Below are 17,589 nucleotides of genomic sequence, written 5' to 3'. Positions count from 1 at the left end.
GCTATGCCGCGCAAGATCGCCGCCCGTCGTTCCGCCATCCACGGCAACGGCGTATTCGCCGTCGCCCCGATCGCCAAGGGCGAACGCATCATCGAATACAAGGGCCGCCGCCGCACCCACGAGGAGGCCGACGCCGGCGATACGGGCGATGCCGATTCCGGCCATACCTTCCTGTTCACGCTCAACGACGAGTACGTGATCGACGCCAATTACGAAGGCAACACCGCGCGCTGGATCAACCACAGCTGTTCGCCCAACTGCGAGGCGGTGCTGGAGGAAGACGACGGCGACGACCGTCGCCAGGACCAGGTGTTCATCGAGGCGATCCGCGACATCGCCCCGGGCGAGGAGCTGTCCTACAACTACGGCATCACCCTGGCCGAGAAGCACACCAAGGAACTGAAGAAGATCTGGGAGTGCCGCTGCGGTTCGCCGGATTGCACCGGGACCATGCTGCAGCCGAAGAAGGACAAGAAAAAGAAGAAGGGCAAGGACAAGAAGAAAGACAAGAAAAAGAAGAAGGACAAGAAGGGCAAGAAGAAGGATTGAGGCTTTCCCGGCCCGGTGCGGCACCGGGCCTCGCTCTGGCCCGCCGTCCCCTGCAGGCGCGGCGCCGGCCGCGGCCGCCATCCTTCACTCTCGCCGCGCTTTGTCCTGGGCCCCCTGTAGGAGCGGCGTAAGCCGCGACCGCGTCCTTTCGGCCTCGCGGCGTCTGTCGTTCGAAGGCCTCTGAAGCTCCAAAGCTCAAAGCTTCAAAGCTCAAAGCTTCAAAGCAAAGCTTCCGTCCGCAAGCGGCCGGGTTACTTTCTTTGTCCAAGGCGACAAAGTCCTACTGGATTTCCTTCGGTCAAGTAACCAAAGAAAACGCCATTCCTGTTTCGAATCAAAAGCCACTATGGGACGCGGTTTGCGCGGGGCTGCTCCGCACAGGCCCTCCCTGGCCTGGCTGCGCACGGCCCGCCTCCCTGCGGGCCGCCCTTCGGGGCTTCAGGGCGTTCTCGCGAGGCCGAAACGGCGCCAAGCTCTTTCCGGCAACGGCAACGGCAACGGCAACGGCAACGGCAACGGCAACGGCAACGGCGAGAGGCCGGAGCTCGGGCGGGCCGGATATCGGCGTGGCCGCCCGACCCGGCAAAGCCGGGCTGGGTACGAAGGTCCGATGGTTATTGGCCGGCTCCGGCGGAACACTGCGCTGCATCGGCCGCCACGCTGCGATCACTTGCGGCGGCGACAATGGCCCGGTTGCGCCGGCGCTGCGCCGACCTCTCCCTTTCCGTCTCGTCCAGGAGTCCCCATGAGCTCGATCCAAGGCAAAGTCGCCGTCGTCACCGGAGCCGCCAGCGGCATCGGCAAGGAAATCGCCCATGAGTTGGCGCGTGGGGGCGCCGCGATCGCGATCGCCGACCTGAACCAGGCCGGCGCGCAAGCCACCGCCGACGAAATCGTCGCCCAGGGCGGGCGGGCGATGGGCGTGGCCATGGACGTCACCGACGAGGCCGCGGTCAACGCCGGCATCGAGCGAGTCGTCGCCGAGTTCGGCGGCATCGACATCCTGGTCTCCAACGCCGGCATCCAGATCGTCAACCCGATCGAAAACTACGCTTTCGGCGATTGGAAGAAGATGCTGGCGATCCACCTCGACGGTGCCTTCCTGACCACCAAGGCGGCGCTGCCGCATATGTACAAGGACAACGGTTCGGGCCAGAGCCGCGGCGGCACCGTGATCTACATGGGCTCGGTGCATTCGCACGAGGCCTCGCCGCTGAAGTCGGCCTATGTCACCGCCAAGCACGGCCTGCTGGGCCTGTCGCGGGTGCTGGCCAAGGAAGGCGCCAAGCACGGCGTGCGCAGCCACGTGGTCTGCCCGGGCTTCGTGCGCACCCCGCTGGTCGACAAGCAGATTCCCGAGCAGGCCAGGGAGCTGGGGATCAGCGAGGAAGAGGTGATCAGGAAAGTCATGCTCGGCAACACCGTCGACGGCATTTTCACCACCGTCGAAGACGTGGCCAAGACCGTGCGCTTCCTGGCCGAGTTCCCCAGCGCGGCATTGACCGGGCAGAGCATCGTGGTCAGCCACGGCTGGTACATGCAGTAAGCGGGAGCCGCGTCGGCAATGCGGAGCCGGCTCGCGCTCGTTCCGGCGAAAGCGGGGAGCCGGGGCTGGATCGCGGCATGGCGCTGACGTCCTTGGACCCCCGTCTTCGCAGAGCCAGGGATGAGGACAGCGCGGCGGGGCGGCGAGGCCGCTTTCCCGCCCACCGGCTCCCCGGTCTGCTTTGCCCTCGCACCAGCGTTCCGTTCGAAGCGGCGGGGTTGGGGCGGTGTGCCGTTGCCGTCGCGCTGCCTTGCCGAGCCGGCCTTCACGGCGCCACCGCAAGCGCCCCCCAAGATAGGCGGCGAATCGCAGCGACGCCCGAAGAGACCATCGCAATGCCCAGCAAGCGCTCCACCGGCCGCAAAGTCCCCCACGCCCAACGCGCCTCCGATCCGCCGCGACGGCGCGAACCTGCCGCGCCGGCCGCGGGCTCGCGCCGCGACTCCGGGCCTTCATTGCCGGAAAACATCGCCCTGGTGCTGCAGGGCGGCGGCGCGCTCGGCGCCTACCAGGCCGGGGTGTACCAGGGCCTGCACGAGGCCGGCATCGCGCCGAACTGGATCGCCGGCATCTCCATCGGCGCCTTCAACACCGCGATCATCGCCGGCAATCCGCCGGAAAAACGCCTGCAGGCGCTGCGCGAGTTCTGGGACACGATCTCGCAGCCGAGCCTGTTCCCGGCCACCACCTTGGGCCAGGAGGCCCGTTTCGCCGACCTCGAGGCCGACACCCGGGCCTGGCTCGATACCTGGGAGGCCTGGCGCGCCCTGGTCGAGGGGCAGCGCGGCTTCTACCGGCCGCGCGCCTGGCTCGGCGAAGACCCCTCGGGCCTGTTCGGCGCCGCTTCCGCGGCCGCCCAGCCGAGCTGGTACGACACCTCGCCGATGATCGCCACCCTGGAGCGGCTGGTCGATTTCGACCGCCTCAACCACGACGGCATCCGGGTCTCGGTCGGCGCGGTCAACGTGCGCACCGGCAATCTGGAGTACTTCGACAGCACCCGGACCCGCATCGACGCCCGCCACATCCTCGCCTCCGGCGCGCTGCCGCCGGCGTTTCCGGCGGTCGAGATCGACGGCGAGTTCTACTGGGACGGCGGACTGGTCTCGAACACGCCGCTGTCGCACGTGCTCACCGCCTCTCCGCGGCGCGACACCCTGGTGTTCCAGGTCGACCTGTGGAACGCGCGCGGCGAGCTGCCGCAGAACCTGCTCGACGTGGCCGAGCGGCAGAAGGAAATCCAGTACTCCAGCCGTACGCGCCTGATCACCGACACCCAGCGCGTGTTCCAGCATTACCGCCGGCTGCTGCGCGAACTGCTGGAAGAGATTCCCGGGGACGTGCGTGCGAGCAATCCCTGGGCCCAGCACGCCGCCGAACTGGCCTGCGACCGCCGCTACAGCGTGATCCACCTGATCTACCGCGACCGTGCCCGGATCGGTCACTTCAAGGACTACCAGTTCGGCCGGGTGGCGATGCGCGAGCACTGGTTGTCGGGGCAGGGCGACATCGCCCGCGCCCTGGCCCATCCGGACTGGATGGAATTGCCGGCCGGCGAATCGGCCTTCGTCACCCACGACGCCACCGCGCCCTGATCCGGGTGCCGCTGCAGGCAGGGATGCCGCGGCGCGGACAAAGGTTGCCATGACTTACGCCATGCGGCGCAAAGGCGCGCCGCCGCTAGTCTGCGCGGCATCGCGACGGGCTCCGTCGCGGTCCGCCATCGCCGGCGCCGGGGAAACGCGCGCAGCGAGGCGGTCAGTCCGCTTTCCGGTGCCGTCCCATGCGTATTCATCTGTTGCCCTCCCTGCTTGCGGCCGCCGCGGCCTGCGCCGTGCCCGCCGCCTGCGCCGTCGAGATCGACGGCCGCATCGACCCGGAGGAATGGCGCGGCGCCCGGCGCATCGACGAGTTCCGTCTGACCCAGCCGCTGTCGCGTCAGCCGGCCTCGCAGGCCACCGAGGCCTGGCTGCTGGCCACCCCGGAAGGCCTGGCGATCGGCTTCCGCAATCATCAGCCGGCGGGCGTGCCGCGGCTGCGCCAGCGCACTCAACGCGACGGCAACGGCACGGTCGACCGGGTCAACCTGTACGTGGATTTCGACGGCGACGGCCGCGCCGGCTACAACTTCACCGTGACCCTGGCCAACAGCATCGTCGACGCCACCATCACCAGCGAGAACCAGTTCAACGACGACTGGGACGGCGACTGGCGCCACGCCACCAGCGAGGACGCCGACGGCTGGTCGGCGGAGATGCTGATCCCCTGGCATATCGCGCCGATGCGCGAGGCCGGCGACGGCACCCGCACTCTCGGCATCCAGCTCGACCGGGTCATCGCTTCGACCGGCGAGCGCACGTCGTGGCCGGCGGTGCACTACAACGAGGCGCGCTTCCTGTCGACCTTCAACCGGGTCGAAGTGCCGGCATACAAGCAGTCGCTGCTGGCGATCACGCCCTACGTGGTCGGCGTGCGCGACTTCGTCGGCCACGACAGCGATTTCGACGCCGGGGCCGACCTGTTCTGGAAGCCGAGCGGCAAGTTCCAGCTCAGCGCCACCCTCAATCCGGATTTCGGCCAGGTCGAGAGCGACGAGCTGACGGTCAACTTCAGCGCCACCGAAACCTTCTTCAGCGACAAGCGGCCGTTCTTCACCGAGAACCAGAGCTTCTTCGACGTCCAGTTCGGCTCCTACAACTCCAACAGCCGGCTGATCTACACCCGCCGCGTCGGCGCGCGCGCCGACGACGGCAACGGTTCGGGCGACGTGACCGCGGCGATCAAGCTCAACGGCAGCGCCGGCGGCTTCAATTACGGCTTGTTCGCGGCCAGCGAAGGCGACGAGGCCGGGCGCGACTTCTACGCCCTGCGCGCGACCCGCGACTTCGAGCGCTTCGGTTTCGGCGCGATGGCGACCCGGGTGGTGCGGCCGTTCCAGGACCGCAGCGCCAACGTCTACGAATTCGACCAGCGCTGGAACCCGAACGCGCAGTGGGCGATCCGCAGCGCCCTGGTCGCGTCCGACGTCGAACACAACGGCCGCAGCGCGCGCGACAGCGGCGGCCAGATCCGCATCGACTACGACATGGGCGGCGGCTGGCGCCAGCAGCTGTACGGCCTGCACCTGGGCAAGCGCCTGCAACTCAACGACTTCGGCTATCTGGAACGCAACAACTTCAACTACCTGCGCTACGACCTCGGTCGGCGCGTGACCGATCTGCCGGCGGCTTCGTCCTATGCCTCGCACGACTGGCATTACGCCGCTTCGCGCCGCTACAGCGACGACGGCGTGCATATCGCCGACGCGATCGCGGTCAACCGCCGCAGCGAGTTGCGCGACGGCGGCAACGAATTCGTCGAGTTGGGGTTGTGGAGCGCCGGCCACGACGATCTGATCACCCGCGGCAACGGCGTGCTGCGCCTGCCCGAGCGGCTGTACGTCAGCTACGAGCGTCTGCGCCCGCGCCGCGGCGACAGCCCCTGGTCGCTGAGCGCCGAGCTGAATTACAGCGCCGAAGGCCTGGGCGGGATCGACGAAGGCCAGAGCCGGATCTACCTGGAACCGAACTACCAGGTCAGCGATCGGCTGTTGCTGTTCGCCGGCATGGAGTACAGCCACAACCCCGACTGGCTGCTGTGGCGCGGCGGCAACCGGCTGGGCGCGTTCCGTTCCGACGCGCTCAACCTCAATGCCGGCCTGCAATGGTTCATCGACGACAAGCAGGAACTGCGCGTGCGCCTGGAGGCGATCGGCATGGACGCGCGGCTCAAGCAGGCCTATCGGGTCGACCCGAAGGGGCGGCCGCTGGCGGTGGAGGAAGAGATTCCGGATTTCAGCCTGAGCAACCTCGGCTTCCAGATCCGCTATCGCTACGAACTGGCGCCGCTGTCCTATCTGTACCTGGCCTACGTGCGCGGCGGCGAGCTGTTCGAGGAAGGCCCGCGCTCGACCCGGGTCGGGCGCGAATTCTCCGACGCGTTCGAGTTGCGCGACGACGAGCAGTTCCTGGTCAAGCTGTCGTACCGGTTCGAAATCTGAGCGATGCAGGCGTGACCGGCCGACGCCGTCCGGCCGATCGCCAGGGCGATCGGTTTCCGGCCCCGCCGGGGTGTCGCGCCGGTTCGAGGCTTGGGCCAGGCGATCGTCGCCCGTCCTCGGCGCGCGGCCGGCTAAGAGGGCGTCGGCGGATCGCCGCCGGACAGATCGTCGAAGGCTTCCAGTTCGTGTTTGAGGCGCAGCTTGGCGCGCAGCGCCGCATAGGGCTGGCCGCGGTATTCGGTCCACATCAGCTCGGCGCCGTCGCGCAGTTCGTCGTACACCGGCAACAGGCGCGACAGGCCTTCGAACACCCAGCGCCCGTGGCGGCCGTCCTCGGCGTCGGCGAATCCGTTGCCTTTGCCGCGGCCGTAGGCCAAGGCCTTGGCGTAGGCGGCCTCGCGGTCGCCGGCGCGGATCAGCAGGGTGTTCTCCCACACCAGGCAACGCGTGTCGTCGACCGGCGCCGGCTCGTCGTCCCAGGCCGCGCGCTCCAGGTAGGTCGCGACCCACCAGCCGTGCGGCGAACGGTTGCGTTGCGGAATCTCGGCGTTCATGGCGGCATCCATCGCCTGGATGCCCCGATCATCGGCGCCGGTCGGCGGCTCCGCAACGACGACGGTCTTGGTTCGGGCGCGGCCGCAGTCGCAGATACGACAATCCGGCGCCATGCACCGGTCCCGCGTCGCCGCCGCCTCCTGTTAGGAGCGGGGTGAGCCGCGATCGCCGAAGCGAGGTGCGCGAGCGGGACGAGCGAGCCCGCCACCCGCATGCAGCCAGGCGTCGGGTCCCCACGTGGTAGTCCACCCGCTCCGGCGGTCGCCGCTCACGCCGCTCCTACAAACGCCGGCGCAACCGCTTCTGCGAATCCCCAATGCGCTAATCCCGCCACTCCACCCCGACATACACCGCCCGCCCGTCGCCCGGCAGGAAGTTTCGCCCGTCCTGGCCGCGCGCATCGGCGATTACGTTGCTGCTGGCGATCCAGCGGCGGTCGCCGAGGTTGCGTGCGTCGGCGAACCACGACCATTGCGTCGCGATGCGGCCGCCGAGGCGCAGGCCGAAGAGGCGATAGCCCGGGGCGCGGTAGCTGTTGGCGTGATCGATCCAGGTGCCCTGCGGGGTCCATTCCAAGTTCGGCGCGAGGTAGACGCGCGAACTCGGCGACCAGCGCACTTCGGCCCGCAACAGCTGCCGGGCCACGCCGGCGAGTTCGTTGTCGCCGTAGAGGCGGTCGCCGTCGAAGCGGAAGTCGTTGTAGAGATAGTTGGCCGACACGGTCCAGGCCTCGTCGATGCGCCAGCCCAGGCCGAGTTCGATGCCCTGGTGCAGGGTGTGGCCGGCGTTGACCGTGCCCAGCGGATTGCCCTGGCCATCGTTGAGCGACAGCAGTTCGCCGTCCAGGCGCGCGCGGTACGCGGCCAGGTCCAGCGACACGGCGGCGCGGTTCACGCGCAAGCCGAGTTCGGCGCTGGTCGCGCGCTGCCTGGCGACCGGGGTGACGCCGGGACCGCCGCTGAGTTCGCCGAAGCTGGGCGGTTCCAGGCTGCGGCTGAGGTTGGCGTAGAGCTGGGCGCCGTCGTCGATGAGGTAGCGCAGGCCCAGCTTTGGACTGAGGCCGGAGTAGTCGGCGTCGAAGCTTTCGTCGCGGCCGCCGAGGATCAGCCGGTCGCGCGAGCGGCGCTGCGCGTGCAATGCCTGTGCGCCCAGCGCGACCGTCCAGGCCGGAGTCAGCCAGGTCTGATGCTCGACATAGGCCTTGCGGTTGATGGCGCGCTGATCGAACCGATTGCTCGGCGCGCCGGCGCGGCCGGCGAGGTTGAAGTAGCGTCGGTCGTCGATGTCGCCGCGCGCCCAGGCCAGTCCGGCGACGATGACGTTGCGGCGGCCGAGCCATCGATGCTCGCCGCGCCAGCGCAGATCGAGACCGATGTCGCGACTGTCCTGGCGTAGCACCTGGAAGATCGGATGATCGAGGGATTTGTCGGCGTAGTAGGCCGACAGGCGCAGCTCGCCGTCGGCCGCGGGCGTCCAGCTCAGGCGCGCGGCCAGGCGATCCAGGCGGTAGTCGCGGCGTTGGTTCTGGCTCAAGGCGGCCGGTGCGGCCAGAGTCGGCTCGCGCCGCGCTTCGGCCAGGGTCAAGCTGCCGGGCAGGGCCGAGCGGGTGTCGACGTGAGTCAGGTAGATGCGACCGTCGAGGCGCTCGCCGAAGCGATAGCCGGCATTGCCGAACAGGCGATGGTTCTCCTGCGCCGCATGGTCGCGGAAACCGTCCTGGTGCGCGCCGCCCAGGCTCAGATAGCCGTCGGCGCGGCCGGATACGCCGGCCAGGGCGAGTTGGCCGCGGCGGTGGCCGAAGGCGCCGGTTTCGGCGCGCAGGGTCAGCGGCGCGGTGTCGTAGCCGGTCGGCGAAACGAAATCGATCGCGCCGCCCAGCGTGGCGGCGCCGTATTCCAGCGCGTTGGCGCCGCGATAGACCTCGATGTAGCGCGCCGCCAGCGGGTCCACCGATTGGAAATCGAAACCGCCGTCGGCGAGGTTGAGCGGGCTGCCGTCCTGCAGCAGCTCCAGGCCGCGGCCGTGGAAGGTGCGCTGCAGGCCGGAGCCGCGGATCGACAGGCGCGCCTCTTCGGCGCCGAAACGCGGTTGCACGAACACGCCCGCGGCGTAACCCAGGGCATCGGCGAGGGTGCCGATGCGGCGGTCGCGATAGGACTCGCCGTCGATCAGTGCGGTCGCGCCGGCGCGCCGATCCAGCCGTGCGCGCGCGGCCTCGAGACTGTCGACGGTGCGCGGCCGGTCGGGACCGCGCACGTGCACGGTGTCGAGCGTAGTGGCTGCGCCGTCGGGCCCGCGCTCGGCCTGGGCCGCGGCATCGGATGCGAACGCGAACGCGATCGCGAGCGAAGTCAGACGCAAGACACGGTGTTGCATGATGGCCGTCCGAGGAGCGCGGGGGCGGCCAGATTAGTCAGCCGGCCCACGCGCCGGCTGCGGCATAACGCCGCACGAACGGCGCATGCGCGGGGCCCGCCGGCGTGTGTGCGCTCAGGCGGTCGCCGCTTCTGTCGTCGCGACCGGCTTGATCCGCAGCGCCCACACCACGCCGGCGATCAGCGATGCGATGCCGAGCAGGGTCAGCGGTGGCGGCCATTGCTGGCGCAGGACGAAGGCATAGCTCAGCGCGGCCAGGGTTTCGAACACGATCAGCTGGCCGGCGAGCGCGGTCGGCAGGCGCTGGCTGGCCTCGTTCCAGCACAGAGTGCCGACCCACGACGCGAGCAGGCCGATCGCCGCCATCAGGCCGACGAAGAACAGCGGCCGCGGCCCGAACGGCATCGCGAACGCATCGCCGCGAGCGCTCATCCACAGCCACAGCGCGGCGTAGCCGCACAGCGCCAGCGGCAGAGTCGCCACGCCTTGCGCGGTGGCCCAGGTGCGCGGGCTGCGGTCGGGGTGCGCGCGCAACCAGTCGGCATTGCGCAGCGGGTACCAGGTCCAGCAGGCCACCGCGCCGACCGCGAGCAGGCCGCCGAGCGCGTAGCGTTGCAGATCGGCCTGCGGATCGGCGCGCAAGGCCTGCAGTTCGGCGCGGTTGACGCAGGCGATGCCGAGCGCGATCAGCGACAGCGACGGCAACAGCCGCAGCCACGGCAGGCGGCCGTCGCGGCGCGCATCGCGCAGGTTGGCGCAGACCGCGATCACCACCGGCAAAGTGCCGATGATCATGGTCGGCAGCGGCCCGCCGGCGCGCTGGATCGCGTTGGCCAGGAACAGGTAGTAGAGCAGGTTGCCGACTGCGACCAGCTTGAGCGCTTCCAGCCAGTCGCTGCGGCGCAGCTGGCGCAGCGCGCCGCGGTCGAGCCAGGCCAGCGGCAGGGCGATCAGGCCGAAGGCGAGGTAGCGGCCGAACGACTGCAGCGCCGCCGGGTACTCCGGCAGCAACAGCGGTCCGACGAAGACCAGGCCCCAGATCAGGCCGGCGGCGAGCGCGTAGAGGGTTCCCAGCAGCATGCGCCCAGCCTCGCCGAGGCCGTTGCTGTTGTCTTGTCTCAGATTGCGCCGGCGCGCTTCACTTCGGCGAACGTCGGCCGGCGAGGATCTGGCGCTGATAGCGCGCCGGGGTGATGCCGTACCGGCGCGAGAAGGCGCGGGTCAGGTGCGCCTGGTCGGCCAGCCCGCTGTCGAGCGCGGCCTGGGCCGGCGCCGAGCCCGCGGCGAGCAGGCGCTTGGCCCGGTACAGGCGCAGCGCCATCAGCATCTGCTGCGGGGTGACGTGGTACTGGCGACGGAACTGGCGCAGGAAATGGAACGGGCTCAGCCCCGCCACCGCAGCCAACTGCTCCAGGCCGATCCGGTCGGCCAGATGGGCGTTCAGGTACTCGATCACCGGGGCGAAGCGTACCGGCGCCTGGTCGCGCAGCGGCCGGGCGACGCGGGCGTGGTCGCGGAACTCGGCCAGCAGGGCGAACAACTGGCTGTCGAAATCCAGTGCCTCGCGCGCCAGCCACAGCGCGTCCAGGCGCGCGGTGATGCGGCGCGCGCGCGCCGGGTCGTGGCGGACCGCCTGATCGAACCACCAGCCGCGTTCGCCGGTGATCTCTTCGGCGACCTCGGGATCGACATAGACCATGCGGTAGCGCCAGCCGCCTTCGGTTTCGGCGCGCCCGGTGTGCAGCACGTCGGGGTTCATCAGCACCAGCGAATCCGGCGGCGCCAGGTGATCGCTGCCGCGGTAGCGGAAGCGCTCGACCCCGGATTCGATCGCGCCCAGGCCGTAGGCTTCGTGGGTATGCGGCTCGAAGGCGTGGCGGACGATATGCGCGCGGTACAGCTCGATGCCGGCGCGGTGCGCCGGCTGGCGGAACTCGGCCGCGTCCTGGGCATCGACGAAGTGGGCGGGCACGCCTTGCATGGGCCGAGTATGGCACGGGTCGCGGCGGCGATCGGCCCAGGCCGCCTCAGCGGGGCGAGGCCTCGGCGTGCAGCGCCTGCAAGGCGACCCAGGCGCGCGGAGTCAGGATGTCGAACAGGCCGGCGCGGGCGGTGCGCCGGCCCAGCACCAGCAGCGCATGGTCGCGGCTGAGCAGCCAGCGCGCCTGCGCGGCGTGGGCGAGTTCGAGGAATTTCTGGTCGTCGGGATCGGCGCAGCGCGGCAGCGCGGTCGTCGGGGCCGCCGCATCGGCGTGCAGCTCGAACAAGCCGTCGTAGTCGCGCCGGCAGGCCTCGCGCACGGCGGCGTCGAGGCCGAGTTTGGGGTACTCGATCACCCGCAGCCACTCGTCGCGGCAGGCCGCGTCGGTGACCGCGCGGACCCGGCCGTCGCGCAGCGCATGAAGCAGCGGCGCCACCGCCGGGTCCGCGAACGCGAACAGATCCAGGCAGACGTTGCTGTCGAGGACGATGCGCGGCGGGTGGACGCTCATGCGCGGGCTACGCGGCGGGTCACAGGTCGTCTTCGCCGGGAAAGGACACGCCGATCTCGACCACGCGCAACAGCTCGCCCTGGCGCGGGTACGTGGGGTCGTCGCTGGCGTATTCGCTGTCGCCGGACGGCACCGCGTCGACGCCGTCGTCGCGCCCTGCTTGCGGTTGGAAATCCAGGCGCGCATGGCGCATCACCGCATCGCCTTCGCCCGAGCCGAGCTTGCCGCCGTTCCAGTCGGTGACGGTGCCGCCGTAGTCCCAGCCCAGGCCGCTGAAACGGATCGGTTTGCCGTTGCGGCGCACCAGGTCGGCCAGCGATTGGCCGATGGCGACGCCGTTGTCCAGACGCCAGCGGGTCGTCGGTTCGCGCACTTCGACCACGGCCAGGCCCTGCAGTTTTTGCTCGTCCTGGTAGTGCAACACGGCGCGCCGGCTCGGGTCGCCGTCGAACAGCACCACGCCGCGGAAGGGTTCGCCTTCCGGCCCGGGCAACCGGTCGTCGATCGTGACGTTGGCGCTGCCGAACAGCCGGCGCAGTTGCTCGGGGCCGACGTCGGGGGCGAGCGCGCCGGGCAGGACGTAGTCGGTCGAGGCCGGCTCGGAGTCGGCCGTTCCCGGCGCGGGCGTTGCGTCGGCGGGCGCTGCAGCGGCCGGCGTCGATGCGGCCGGCGTCGGTGCGGTCGCGGCCGAGGCCGGACCGGCGTTCGGCGGATCGTTGCGGCCGCAGGCGGCCAACAGCAATACGACCGCGATCAATGCGAATGCCGCCACGACCGCCGGCGCCAGCCAACGCTGCATCACGGACGCACCTCGCGGATGTCGGCGCTGCCGATGCGCCAGGCGCGCTGTTCGTCGCTGGCGCCGTCGACCACGCTGCGGCGCAGGACATAGGCGCCGACGTATTTGCGCTGACTGCCGTCGCGCTGGGTGGCGGTGATCGCGACCGGCACCTCGATGTGGCGCTGGCCGGCGCCGGCGTCGACCGGCCCCGGCGGCAGCAGTTCCACCGATACGCCGGTGGTGTCGGCGAAACCGGCGGCGAACTGCTGTGCGCTCTGGCCGCTGGCGCGGCCGCCGTCGGACCACAGCGCATAGGCCTGGTCGAACTGGCCGTGGTTGATCGCGGCGTAGTAGTCGCGGACCACCGCCACCGCGTCGTCGGGCGTCGGCTCCGCCGCGACCGCGCCGCCGTCGGCCGGCAAGGTGCCGTCGACGCCATCGGCCGGCGTCGCGGTGCCGGGCAGAGGATTGCCGTCCTCGTCGAATTGCGGCGCCGTCGCTGCATCGGCCGGCGGTCCGATCTGGCCTGGCCCCGGCGTGGCCGGCATGCCGGTGACGCCGCCGCGCCCGGCGCCCTCCGGCGCCGGCAGCGCCTCCGCCGAATCGCCTTCGCCGTCGCTGCCGTTGGCGGCGGTCTTATCGCCGCAGGCGCCGGACAGGATGGCGCCGGTCAGGGCCAGGGCCAGGACGAAGACGGAAAAGCGGGGCGGGTGACTGCGCATGACGGAATCCAAGGGCCGGTGGGCGGCGTGCCGAAGCGCCGCGGCGAGGATCGCCAGTGTATAAGCCCGTCCGCGTACACAGGCTGTGCCGAAAGCCGCGGTCGCGGCCGCCGGCGCCCGCGTTCGGCCGCGACTCAGCGCAAGGCCACGCTCAGCGATGTCGCGGTGAGCTTCCAACTGCGGTCGACCGGATCGCGCCGCATCCGGTACCAGCCGGTATAGCGGCGGTTCTCGCCGCCGGGCAGGCTGACCCGCAGTTCGACCGGAATCTCCAGCGATTCGGGCACGCTTTCCTGGTCCAGCGGCTCGGGCGTGTCGTTTTCGATCCGCATGCCGCTGAACTGTTCGATCTGGTGCAGGCCGGCTTCCTCGTTGCCGCGTGGCTGGCGGCCGTAGGCCCAGTGTTTTTCGGCCAGTTCGCGCTTGCCGCTGCTGAGTTGCTGCAGATACAGATGCAAGGTGTTGACCGCTTCGGTCATGGCCTCGACGCGCTGCTGGTTCTGCGCCTGCGCGCGCTGCGCCGCCTCGGCCGCGGCGCGCGCCGCAGCATCGTCCTGGGGCCGGGCCGGCGCCGGCGTTGTCGCCGCGGCGCGGTCGTCGGTCTGGCGTTGGCAGGAGCAACCGACGACGCTGAGAGCGAGCAGGGCGGGGACCAGTAAACGTATCGGCAGACGCATCGGCGAAGCTCCACGGCGGCGAACCGCCCGGCCGGCGGCGCAGCGATGCTAGCGCCTGCGCGACGGCCGCGTGCGCCGTCGCCGACCGGCGGCGCGATCGGCGGCATGGACGTGGCGCGGCCGGCGCGGGTTGTGATCGAGGTCCGGCATGCCGCGACGCCGCGGGTTAGCCCTGCGCGTCGCGCAGTTGCTGCTCCAGGCGCGCCTTCAACGCGTCGTCGATCTTCAACTGGCGCGCCAGTTCGTCGAGATAGGCGCGCTCCATGAAGCTCTGTTCGTCGGCGGCGAGCAGGCTGGCCAGGTACATTTCCGCGGCGACTTCCGGGCCGCTCGCGGCGTGCGCGACCTCGGCCGGGTCGAGCGGCTTTTCTAGTTCCTCGTGCAGCCAGCGGCGCAGTTCCGGATCGCCGTCGATGCGCACGAACTCGCCTTCGATCACCTCGCGTTCGCGCGCGTCGATGTGGCCGTCGGCCTTGGACGCGGCGACCAGGGCCTTGAGTATGGCCTGGCTGTGTTGCTCGGCCTGCGGCGGCGGCAGGCGGTCGACGGTCTGCGGATCGATGCCGGCATCGCCCTGCTGGCGCTTGTAGTCGCCGTAGGCCTTATAGGCCAGCACGCCGAGCGCGGCGACGCCGCCGTACAGGGCGATCTTGCCGGCATGCTTGCGCAGCTTCTTGTGCCCCAGCAGCAAGCCGAGCGCGCCGCCGGTCAGGGCGCCTTTGCCGAAGTCGGCGTTGAGCAGACCACGCGTGTCCTCGCGGGCTTCGCTGCGTTGCTCGTAGCGCGCCGGCGGCTTGCCGCCGCCAAGCAGTCCCTCCAGGCCGCCGGCGCCGCCCAGGCTGCTTTGTGCGGTCTTGAGCAACTGGTCGAGAAAGCCCTGGGTCTTCATGCGCGGCGCTCCGTGGCTGAGGTCGTGAACGTCCGACCTGTGGGCGGCGCCGCGCGCTTCAAGCCGCGCGCGGCCGGCGTACAGGCGCGGTTGAACCTCGTCGGTGCCGCGGCGAGGGCGGCTCAGCCGCGCTGCTGCACGGCCAGGCGCAGGCCGAGCAGGATGAACACGCTGCCGGTCAGGCGCTCCTTCCAGCGCCCGCCGCGGCCGGCGAAGCGGCGACCGAAGCGGCCGACGGCGAAGCTCAGGAGCAGGCTGTTGAGCAGCCCGATCAGCGACAGCAGCGCGCCCAGGATCAGGAACTGCAGCCAGACCATGCCGCGCTCGGGATGCACGAACTGGGGCAGGAAGGCGAGGAAGAACAGCGCCACCTTGGGGTTCAGCACCCCGGTCAGGACCGAACGCAGATACACCCCGCGCGCCGACACCGGCGCCGCGGCGGCCGGCTCGGAGGCGGCCGCTTCGCCGCTGCGCCAGGCCTTGATGCCGAGCCAGATCAGATAGGCCGCGCCGGCGTACTTGAGCACTTCGAAGGCCAGCGCCGAGGTCGCCAGCAGCGCCGACAGGCCCAGGCCGGCGGCCAGCGCATGGATCAGGGTCGCGGTCTCCAGGCCGAACGCGGCCTGGACCCCGCGCGCGGTGCCGCCGGCGGCGCTCTGGGCGACGATCCAGGCCGTGCCCGGTCCCGGAATCAGCACCAGCACGGCGGCGGCGACCAGATAGGCGGCGAGGGTGGCGGCGTCGAACATGGCGGCAGAGGGCGGCGGGCGGAACCGCAGTCTGCGCCCGGTCCCGCGTCGCCGCCAAGCGCCGCGGCACGATGCTGCGTTGCGGCGGCCGCGCTCAGGCGGCGCCGGGCTCGGCCGGGCGCAGCTTCTCGATCGCGGCGACGAAGGCCTCGGTGCCGGGCCACTGGCCGATGCGGCCGAGCTTCCTGCCGCCGCGGAACACGAAAAAGGCTGGAATGCCGTGCAGGCCGAAGCGGGTGGCCATGACCGGGTCTTCGTAGACGTTGTCGTGCAGCCATTCCACGTCCGGCCAGCTGAAGCGGTCCTGGGCCAGCAGCATCTGGCCCTTGGCGATGTCGCAGTTCGGGCAGTCCTTGCCCCACAGGAACAGGATGCGCAGGCGGCCGTCGTCGGGCAGGAACTCGGCCAGCCGCGCCTCGCGCACCAGCTGCATCGGGAACTGCCAGAAAAAACGCGGGTGAGCGGTCTCGGTCACGCCCCCATCCTAGCGCCGCAGGCGCGCCGCTGCGCGCCGTCCGTCGCCGTCACTGCGCCACCAACTGCACCCCGTGGCTGCGGAACCCGGCCAGCATGGCGTCGTAGACGTCCGAGGCGACGTTGTGCTGGCCGTTCTCGGGGTCGTTGATCCAGAAATGGCCGTCGAGCTGGATGCCCTTGTCGTTGATGCCGGTGATGTACATGTGCGGCGGCGGCTGCTCCAGCACCCGTTCCTGGGCCCGCATCGCGTCCACGAACAAGCGGCGGGCCAGGGCGATGTCGGTATCGCCCTTGACCAGCACGCCGCACACCAGGCGCAGATTGCGGTCGGACCAGGACTGATTGACGATCACGTTGCCGGTCAGGCTGTCGTTGGGCACGATCGCCTCGACTCCGTCGCGGGTGCGGATCATGGTGTAGCGCACGGTCATGCGGGTGACCCGGCCGACGATGCCGTTGCTGGCGATGTTGTCGCCGACCCGCACCGACTGTTCGAACAACACGATCAGGCCGCTGATGTAGCTGGCGGCCAGCTTCTGCAGGCCCAGGCCCAGGCCGATGCCGAGCGCGCCGCTGAACGCCGCCAGCGCGGTCAGGTTGATGCCGCTGGCGCTGAAGATCAACGCCGTGGCGACGATCCAGATCGCGACGCTGAAGATGCGCGACAGCGCCAGCACGAAGTTCGGCTGCAGGGTGCGGCTGCGGCGCAGCAGCGCGGCCACGGTCTTGTCGCCCCACAGGGCGACGATCGCCACCACCACGCCGACCACCAGTCCGCTCAGGATGCCCTGGCTGGACAGCGAGATGCCGCCGAGCTTGACGTTGGCGCTGTAGATCTTGGCGATGGTGGCGCTGCGGTCGGCGAACAGGGCGAACACGGCGGCCAGCCACGACACCACGGTGGTCAGGCGCAGCATCAGCCGCAGCGGCAGGGTCGGGCGGAACAGCAGTTCCAGCAGCGCGGCGAGCACGCGGATCGCCAGGAACAGCACCAGCAAGGTCGCGCTGAGGCCGATCAACGGGTTGCCGACGACCTGCAGCGCCACCAGCACCGAGGTGGCCAGCAGGGGCGTGCACAGGTAGTCGATCAGGGTCGACGCCACCCGGCGATGGTGGCCGAGCCGGCGATGCAGCCAGCGCGTGGCCAGCACCCCGGCGGTCAGCGCGGCGGCGACCGCGATCAGCGCCACGATCAGATCGGTCGGGCTCGACACCGCGGTCATCGCGTCGGAGACGATCTCGTGCAGCTCCGGGTCGGTGGGCGGGGCGTCGGGCATCATTCGCCGCGCAGCTCCTGCAGCGGTTCGGTCAGGGCCCGGTCGCGCCGGCATTGCTCGAGCTTGAGCCCGCGCGCGGACACGATGCGCAGTACCTGCTTGCTCCGATCGTCGGCGATCACGCGCATGCAGGCGCAGCCGTAGCCGTAGTGGCGGTTGGTCTCGACCCACTCGCCCTCGGCGATCGCCGGCCAGTCGCCCTCGGCCTGGTGGCCGCCCTGCAGGCCGACGGTCCATTCGGCGTCGCGGTCGTACAGCCAGGCATTGCCCGGGGTCGGGTTGATGAACCAGCCGCAGCGGTTCTGCACGGCCGGTGTGGCGGGTGCGGGCTTGCGCGCGCCCGCCTCGTGCAGGGGCGCGGCGGCGAGGGCGAGCAGCAGCGCCGCAGCGCACATGGAGGGAATGCGGAACGAAGGCATCGGCGACTCCTGGGCGATCCGGCCCGGCGAATGAAAGAACG

Annotated in this window: 16 protein-coding genes and 1 pseudogene; 4 read left to right on the top strand and 13 right to left on the bottom strand. The window is 70.5% G+C overall.

All coding sequences use genetic code 11. The features are described 5' to 3' along the window. Positions 1–3 precede the first annotated feature (3 nt). The 4 genes and pseudogenes from V2J18_RS16195 to V2J18_RS16180 all read left to right on the top strand — a co-directional run. Positions 4–468, top strand: a pseudogene (locus V2J18_RS16195) (SET domain-containing protein); the annotation flags it as partial. A gap of 826 nt (positions 469–1,294) precedes the next feature. Next, the gene (locus V2J18_RS16190) at positions 1,295–2,095 is read left to right on the top strand and encodes a 3-hydroxybutyrate dehydrogenase (RefSeq protein WP_064747787.1); all 801 of its coding nucleotides are present in this window, start codon (positions 1,295–1,297) and stop codon (positions 2,093–2,095) included. Positions 2,096–2,430: 335 nt separating this feature from the next. After that, entirely contained in the window at positions 2,431–3,690 is a 1,260-nt protein-coding gene (locus V2J18_RS16185; protein ID WP_336132338.1) for a DUF3734 domain-containing protein, read from the top strand. A gap of 188 nt (positions 3,691–3,878) precedes the next feature. Beyond that, positions 3,879–6,134 carry a DUF5916 domain-containing protein gene (locus tag V2J18_RS16180; RefSeq protein WP_336132337.1) on the top strand — a complete coding sequence of 752 codons (2,256 nt, stop codon included), beginning with the start codon at positions 3,879–3,881 and terminating at the stop codon, positions 6,132–6,134. 131 nt (positions 6,135–6,265) lie between these two features. Here the strand turns inward: V2J18_RS16180 and V2J18_RS16175 are convergent, their stop codons facing one another. From V2J18_RS16175 to V2J18_RS16115, 13 genes are all read right to left on the bottom strand, one after another. Continuing rightward, entirely contained in the window at positions 6,266–6,688 is a 423-nt protein-coding gene (locus V2J18_RS16175; RefSeq protein WP_064747810.1) for a DUF4288 domain-containing protein, read from the bottom strand. A gap of 322 nt (positions 6,689–7,010) precedes the next feature. Further along, the gene (locus tag V2J18_RS16170; RefSeq protein WP_075575094.1) at positions 7,011–9,065 is read right to left on the bottom strand and encodes a TonB-dependent receptor family protein; all 2,055 of its coding nucleotides are present in this window, start codon (positions 9,063–9,065) and stop codon (positions 7,011–7,013) included. A gap of 114 nt (positions 9,066–9,179) precedes the next feature. Further along, positions 9,180–10,145: a DMT family transporter gene (locus tag V2J18_RS16165; RefSeq protein WP_336132336.1), complete on the bottom strand. Its 966-nt coding sequence runs from the start codon at positions 10,143–10,145 to the stop codon at positions 9,180–9,182. Between the two features lie 58 nt (positions 10,146–10,203). Continuing rightward, positions 10,204–11,046: an AraC family transcriptional regulator gene (locus V2J18_RS16160; protein ID WP_064747791.1), complete on the bottom strand. Its 843-nt coding sequence runs from the start codon at positions 11,044–11,046 to the stop codon at positions 10,204–10,206. A 46-nt stretch (positions 11,047–11,092) separates the two neighbouring features. Next, a complete protein-coding gene (locus V2J18_RS16155; RefSeq protein WP_336132335.1) occupies positions 11,093–11,557 on the bottom strand; it encodes a putative toxin-antitoxin system toxin component, PIN family in 465 nt (154 codons plus the stop codon). A 19-nt stretch (positions 11,558–11,576) separates the two neighbouring features. Continuing rightward, positions 11,577–12,356, bottom strand: coding sequence for a hypothetical protein (locus V2J18_RS16150; protein WP_336132334.1), 780 nt, complete (start codon positions 12,354–12,356; stop codon positions 11,577–11,579). Continuing rightward, entirely contained in the window at positions 12,356–13,060 is a 705-nt protein-coding gene (locus V2J18_RS16145) for a hypothetical protein (protein WP_336132333.1), read from the bottom strand. Before V2J18_RS16145 ends, V2J18_RS16150 begins: the two co-directional genes overlap by 1 nt. Positions 13,061–13,194: 134 nt before the next feature. Further along, positions 13,195–13,737, bottom strand: coding sequence for a hypothetical protein (locus V2J18_RS16140; protein ID WP_336132332.1), 543 nt, complete (start codon positions 13,735–13,737; stop codon positions 13,195–13,197). Positions 13,738–13,903: 166 nt separating this feature from the next. Then, the gene (locus V2J18_RS16135) at positions 13,904–14,626 is read right to left on the bottom strand and encodes a tellurite resistance TerB family protein (RefSeq protein WP_336132331.1); all 723 of its coding nucleotides are present in this window, start codon (positions 14,624–14,626) and stop codon (positions 13,904–13,906) included. Between the two features lie 122 nt (positions 14,627–14,748). Further along, the gene (locus tag V2J18_RS16130) at positions 14,749–15,375 is read right to left on the bottom strand and encodes a LysE family translocator (RefSeq protein WP_336132330.1); all 627 of its coding nucleotides are present in this window, start codon (positions 15,373–15,375) and stop codon (positions 14,749–14,751) included. A gap of 94 nt (positions 15,376–15,469) precedes the next feature. Further along, a complete protein-coding gene (locus V2J18_RS16125) occupies positions 15,470–15,850 on the bottom strand; it encodes a thioredoxin family protein (RefSeq protein WP_222423752.1) in 381 nt (126 codons plus the stop codon). 49 nt (positions 15,851–15,899) lie between these two features. Beyond that, positions 15,900–17,132, bottom strand: a complete 1,233-nt coding sequence (locus tag V2J18_RS16120) for a mechanosensitive ion channel family protein (RefSeq protein WP_336132329.1) — start codon at positions 17,130–17,132, stop codon at positions 15,900–15,902. Then, entirely contained in the window at positions 17,129–17,548 is a 420-nt protein-coding gene (locus V2J18_RS16115; protein ID WP_336132328.1) for a DUF4087 domain-containing protein, read from the bottom strand. The genes V2J18_RS16120 and V2J18_RS16115 overlap by 4 nt, the downstream gene beginning before the upstream one ends. Positions 17,549–17,589: the final 41 nt, after the last annotated feature.

This window comes from Lysobacter firmicutimachus, from assembly GCF_037027445.1.
Lineage (GTDB): Bacteria > Pseudomonadota > Gammaproteobacteria > Xanthomonadales > Xanthomonadaceae > Lysobacter > Lysobacter firmicutimachus.
This window is presented reverse-complemented; position numbering and strand designations above follow the sequence as displayed.

Excerpts from the sequence above, each read along its gene's own strand:
- V2J18_RS16140 (WP_336132332.1), bottom strand. The coding sequence starts at position 13,737 with ATGCGTCTGCCGATACGTTTACTGGTCCCCGCCCTGCTCGCTCTCAGC.
- V2J18_RS16145 (WP_336132333.1), bottom strand. The coding sequence starts at position 13,060 with ATGCGCAGTCACCCGCCCCGCTTTTCCGTCTTCGTCCTGGCCCTGGCC.
- V2J18_RS16185 (WP_336132338.1), top strand. The coding sequence starts at position 2,431 with ATGCCCAGCAAGCGCTCCACCGGCCGCAAAGTCCCCCACGCCCAACGC.
- V2J18_RS16160 (WP_064747791.1), bottom strand. The coding sequence starts at position 11,046 with ATGCAAGGCGTGCCCGCCCACTTCGTCGATGCCCAGGACGCGGCCGAG.
- V2J18_RS16135 (WP_336132331.1), bottom strand. The coding sequence starts at position 14,626 with ATGAAGACCCAGGGCTTTCTCGACCAGTTGCTCAAGACCGCACAAAGC.
- V2J18_RS16120 (WP_336132329.1), bottom strand. The coding sequence starts at position 17,132 with ATGATGCCCGACGCCCCGCCCACCGACCCGGAGCTGCACGAGATCGTC.
- V2J18_RS16165 (WP_336132336.1), bottom strand. The coding sequence starts at position 10,145 with ATGCTGCTGGGAACCCTCTACGCGCTCGCCGCCGGCCTGATCTGGGGC.
- V2J18_RS16150 (WP_336132334.1), bottom strand. The coding sequence starts at position 12,356 with ATGCAGCGTTGGCTGGCGCCGGCGGTCGTGGCGGCATTCGCATTGATC.
- V2J18_RS16190 (WP_064747787.1), top strand. The coding sequence starts at position 1,295 with ATGAGCTCGATCCAAGGCAAAGTCGCCGTCGTCACCGGAGCCGCCAGC.
- V2J18_RS16180 (WP_336132337.1), top strand. The coding sequence starts at position 3,879 with ATGCGTATTCATCTGTTGCCCTCCCTGCTTGCGGCCGCCGCGGCCTGC.
- V2J18_RS16175 (WP_064747810.1), bottom strand. The coding sequence starts at position 6,688 with ATGAACGCCGAGATTCCGCAACGCAACCGTTCGCCGCACGGCTGGTGG.
- V2J18_RS16130 (WP_336132330.1), bottom strand. The coding sequence starts at position 15,375 with ATGTTCGACGCCGCCACCCTCGCCGCCTATCTGGTCGCCGCCGCCGTG.
- V2J18_RS16170 (WP_075575094.1), bottom strand. The coding sequence starts at position 9,065 with ATGCAACACCGTGTCTTGCGTCTGACTTCGCTCGCGATCGCGTTCGCG.
- V2J18_RS16115 (WP_336132328.1), bottom strand. The coding sequence starts at position 17,548 with ATGCCTTCGTTCCGCATTCCCTCCATGTGCGCTGCGGCGCTGCTGCTC.
- V2J18_RS16155 (WP_336132335.1), bottom strand. The coding sequence starts at position 11,557 with ATGAGCGTCCACCCGCCGCGCATCGTCCTCGACAGCAACGTCTGCCTG.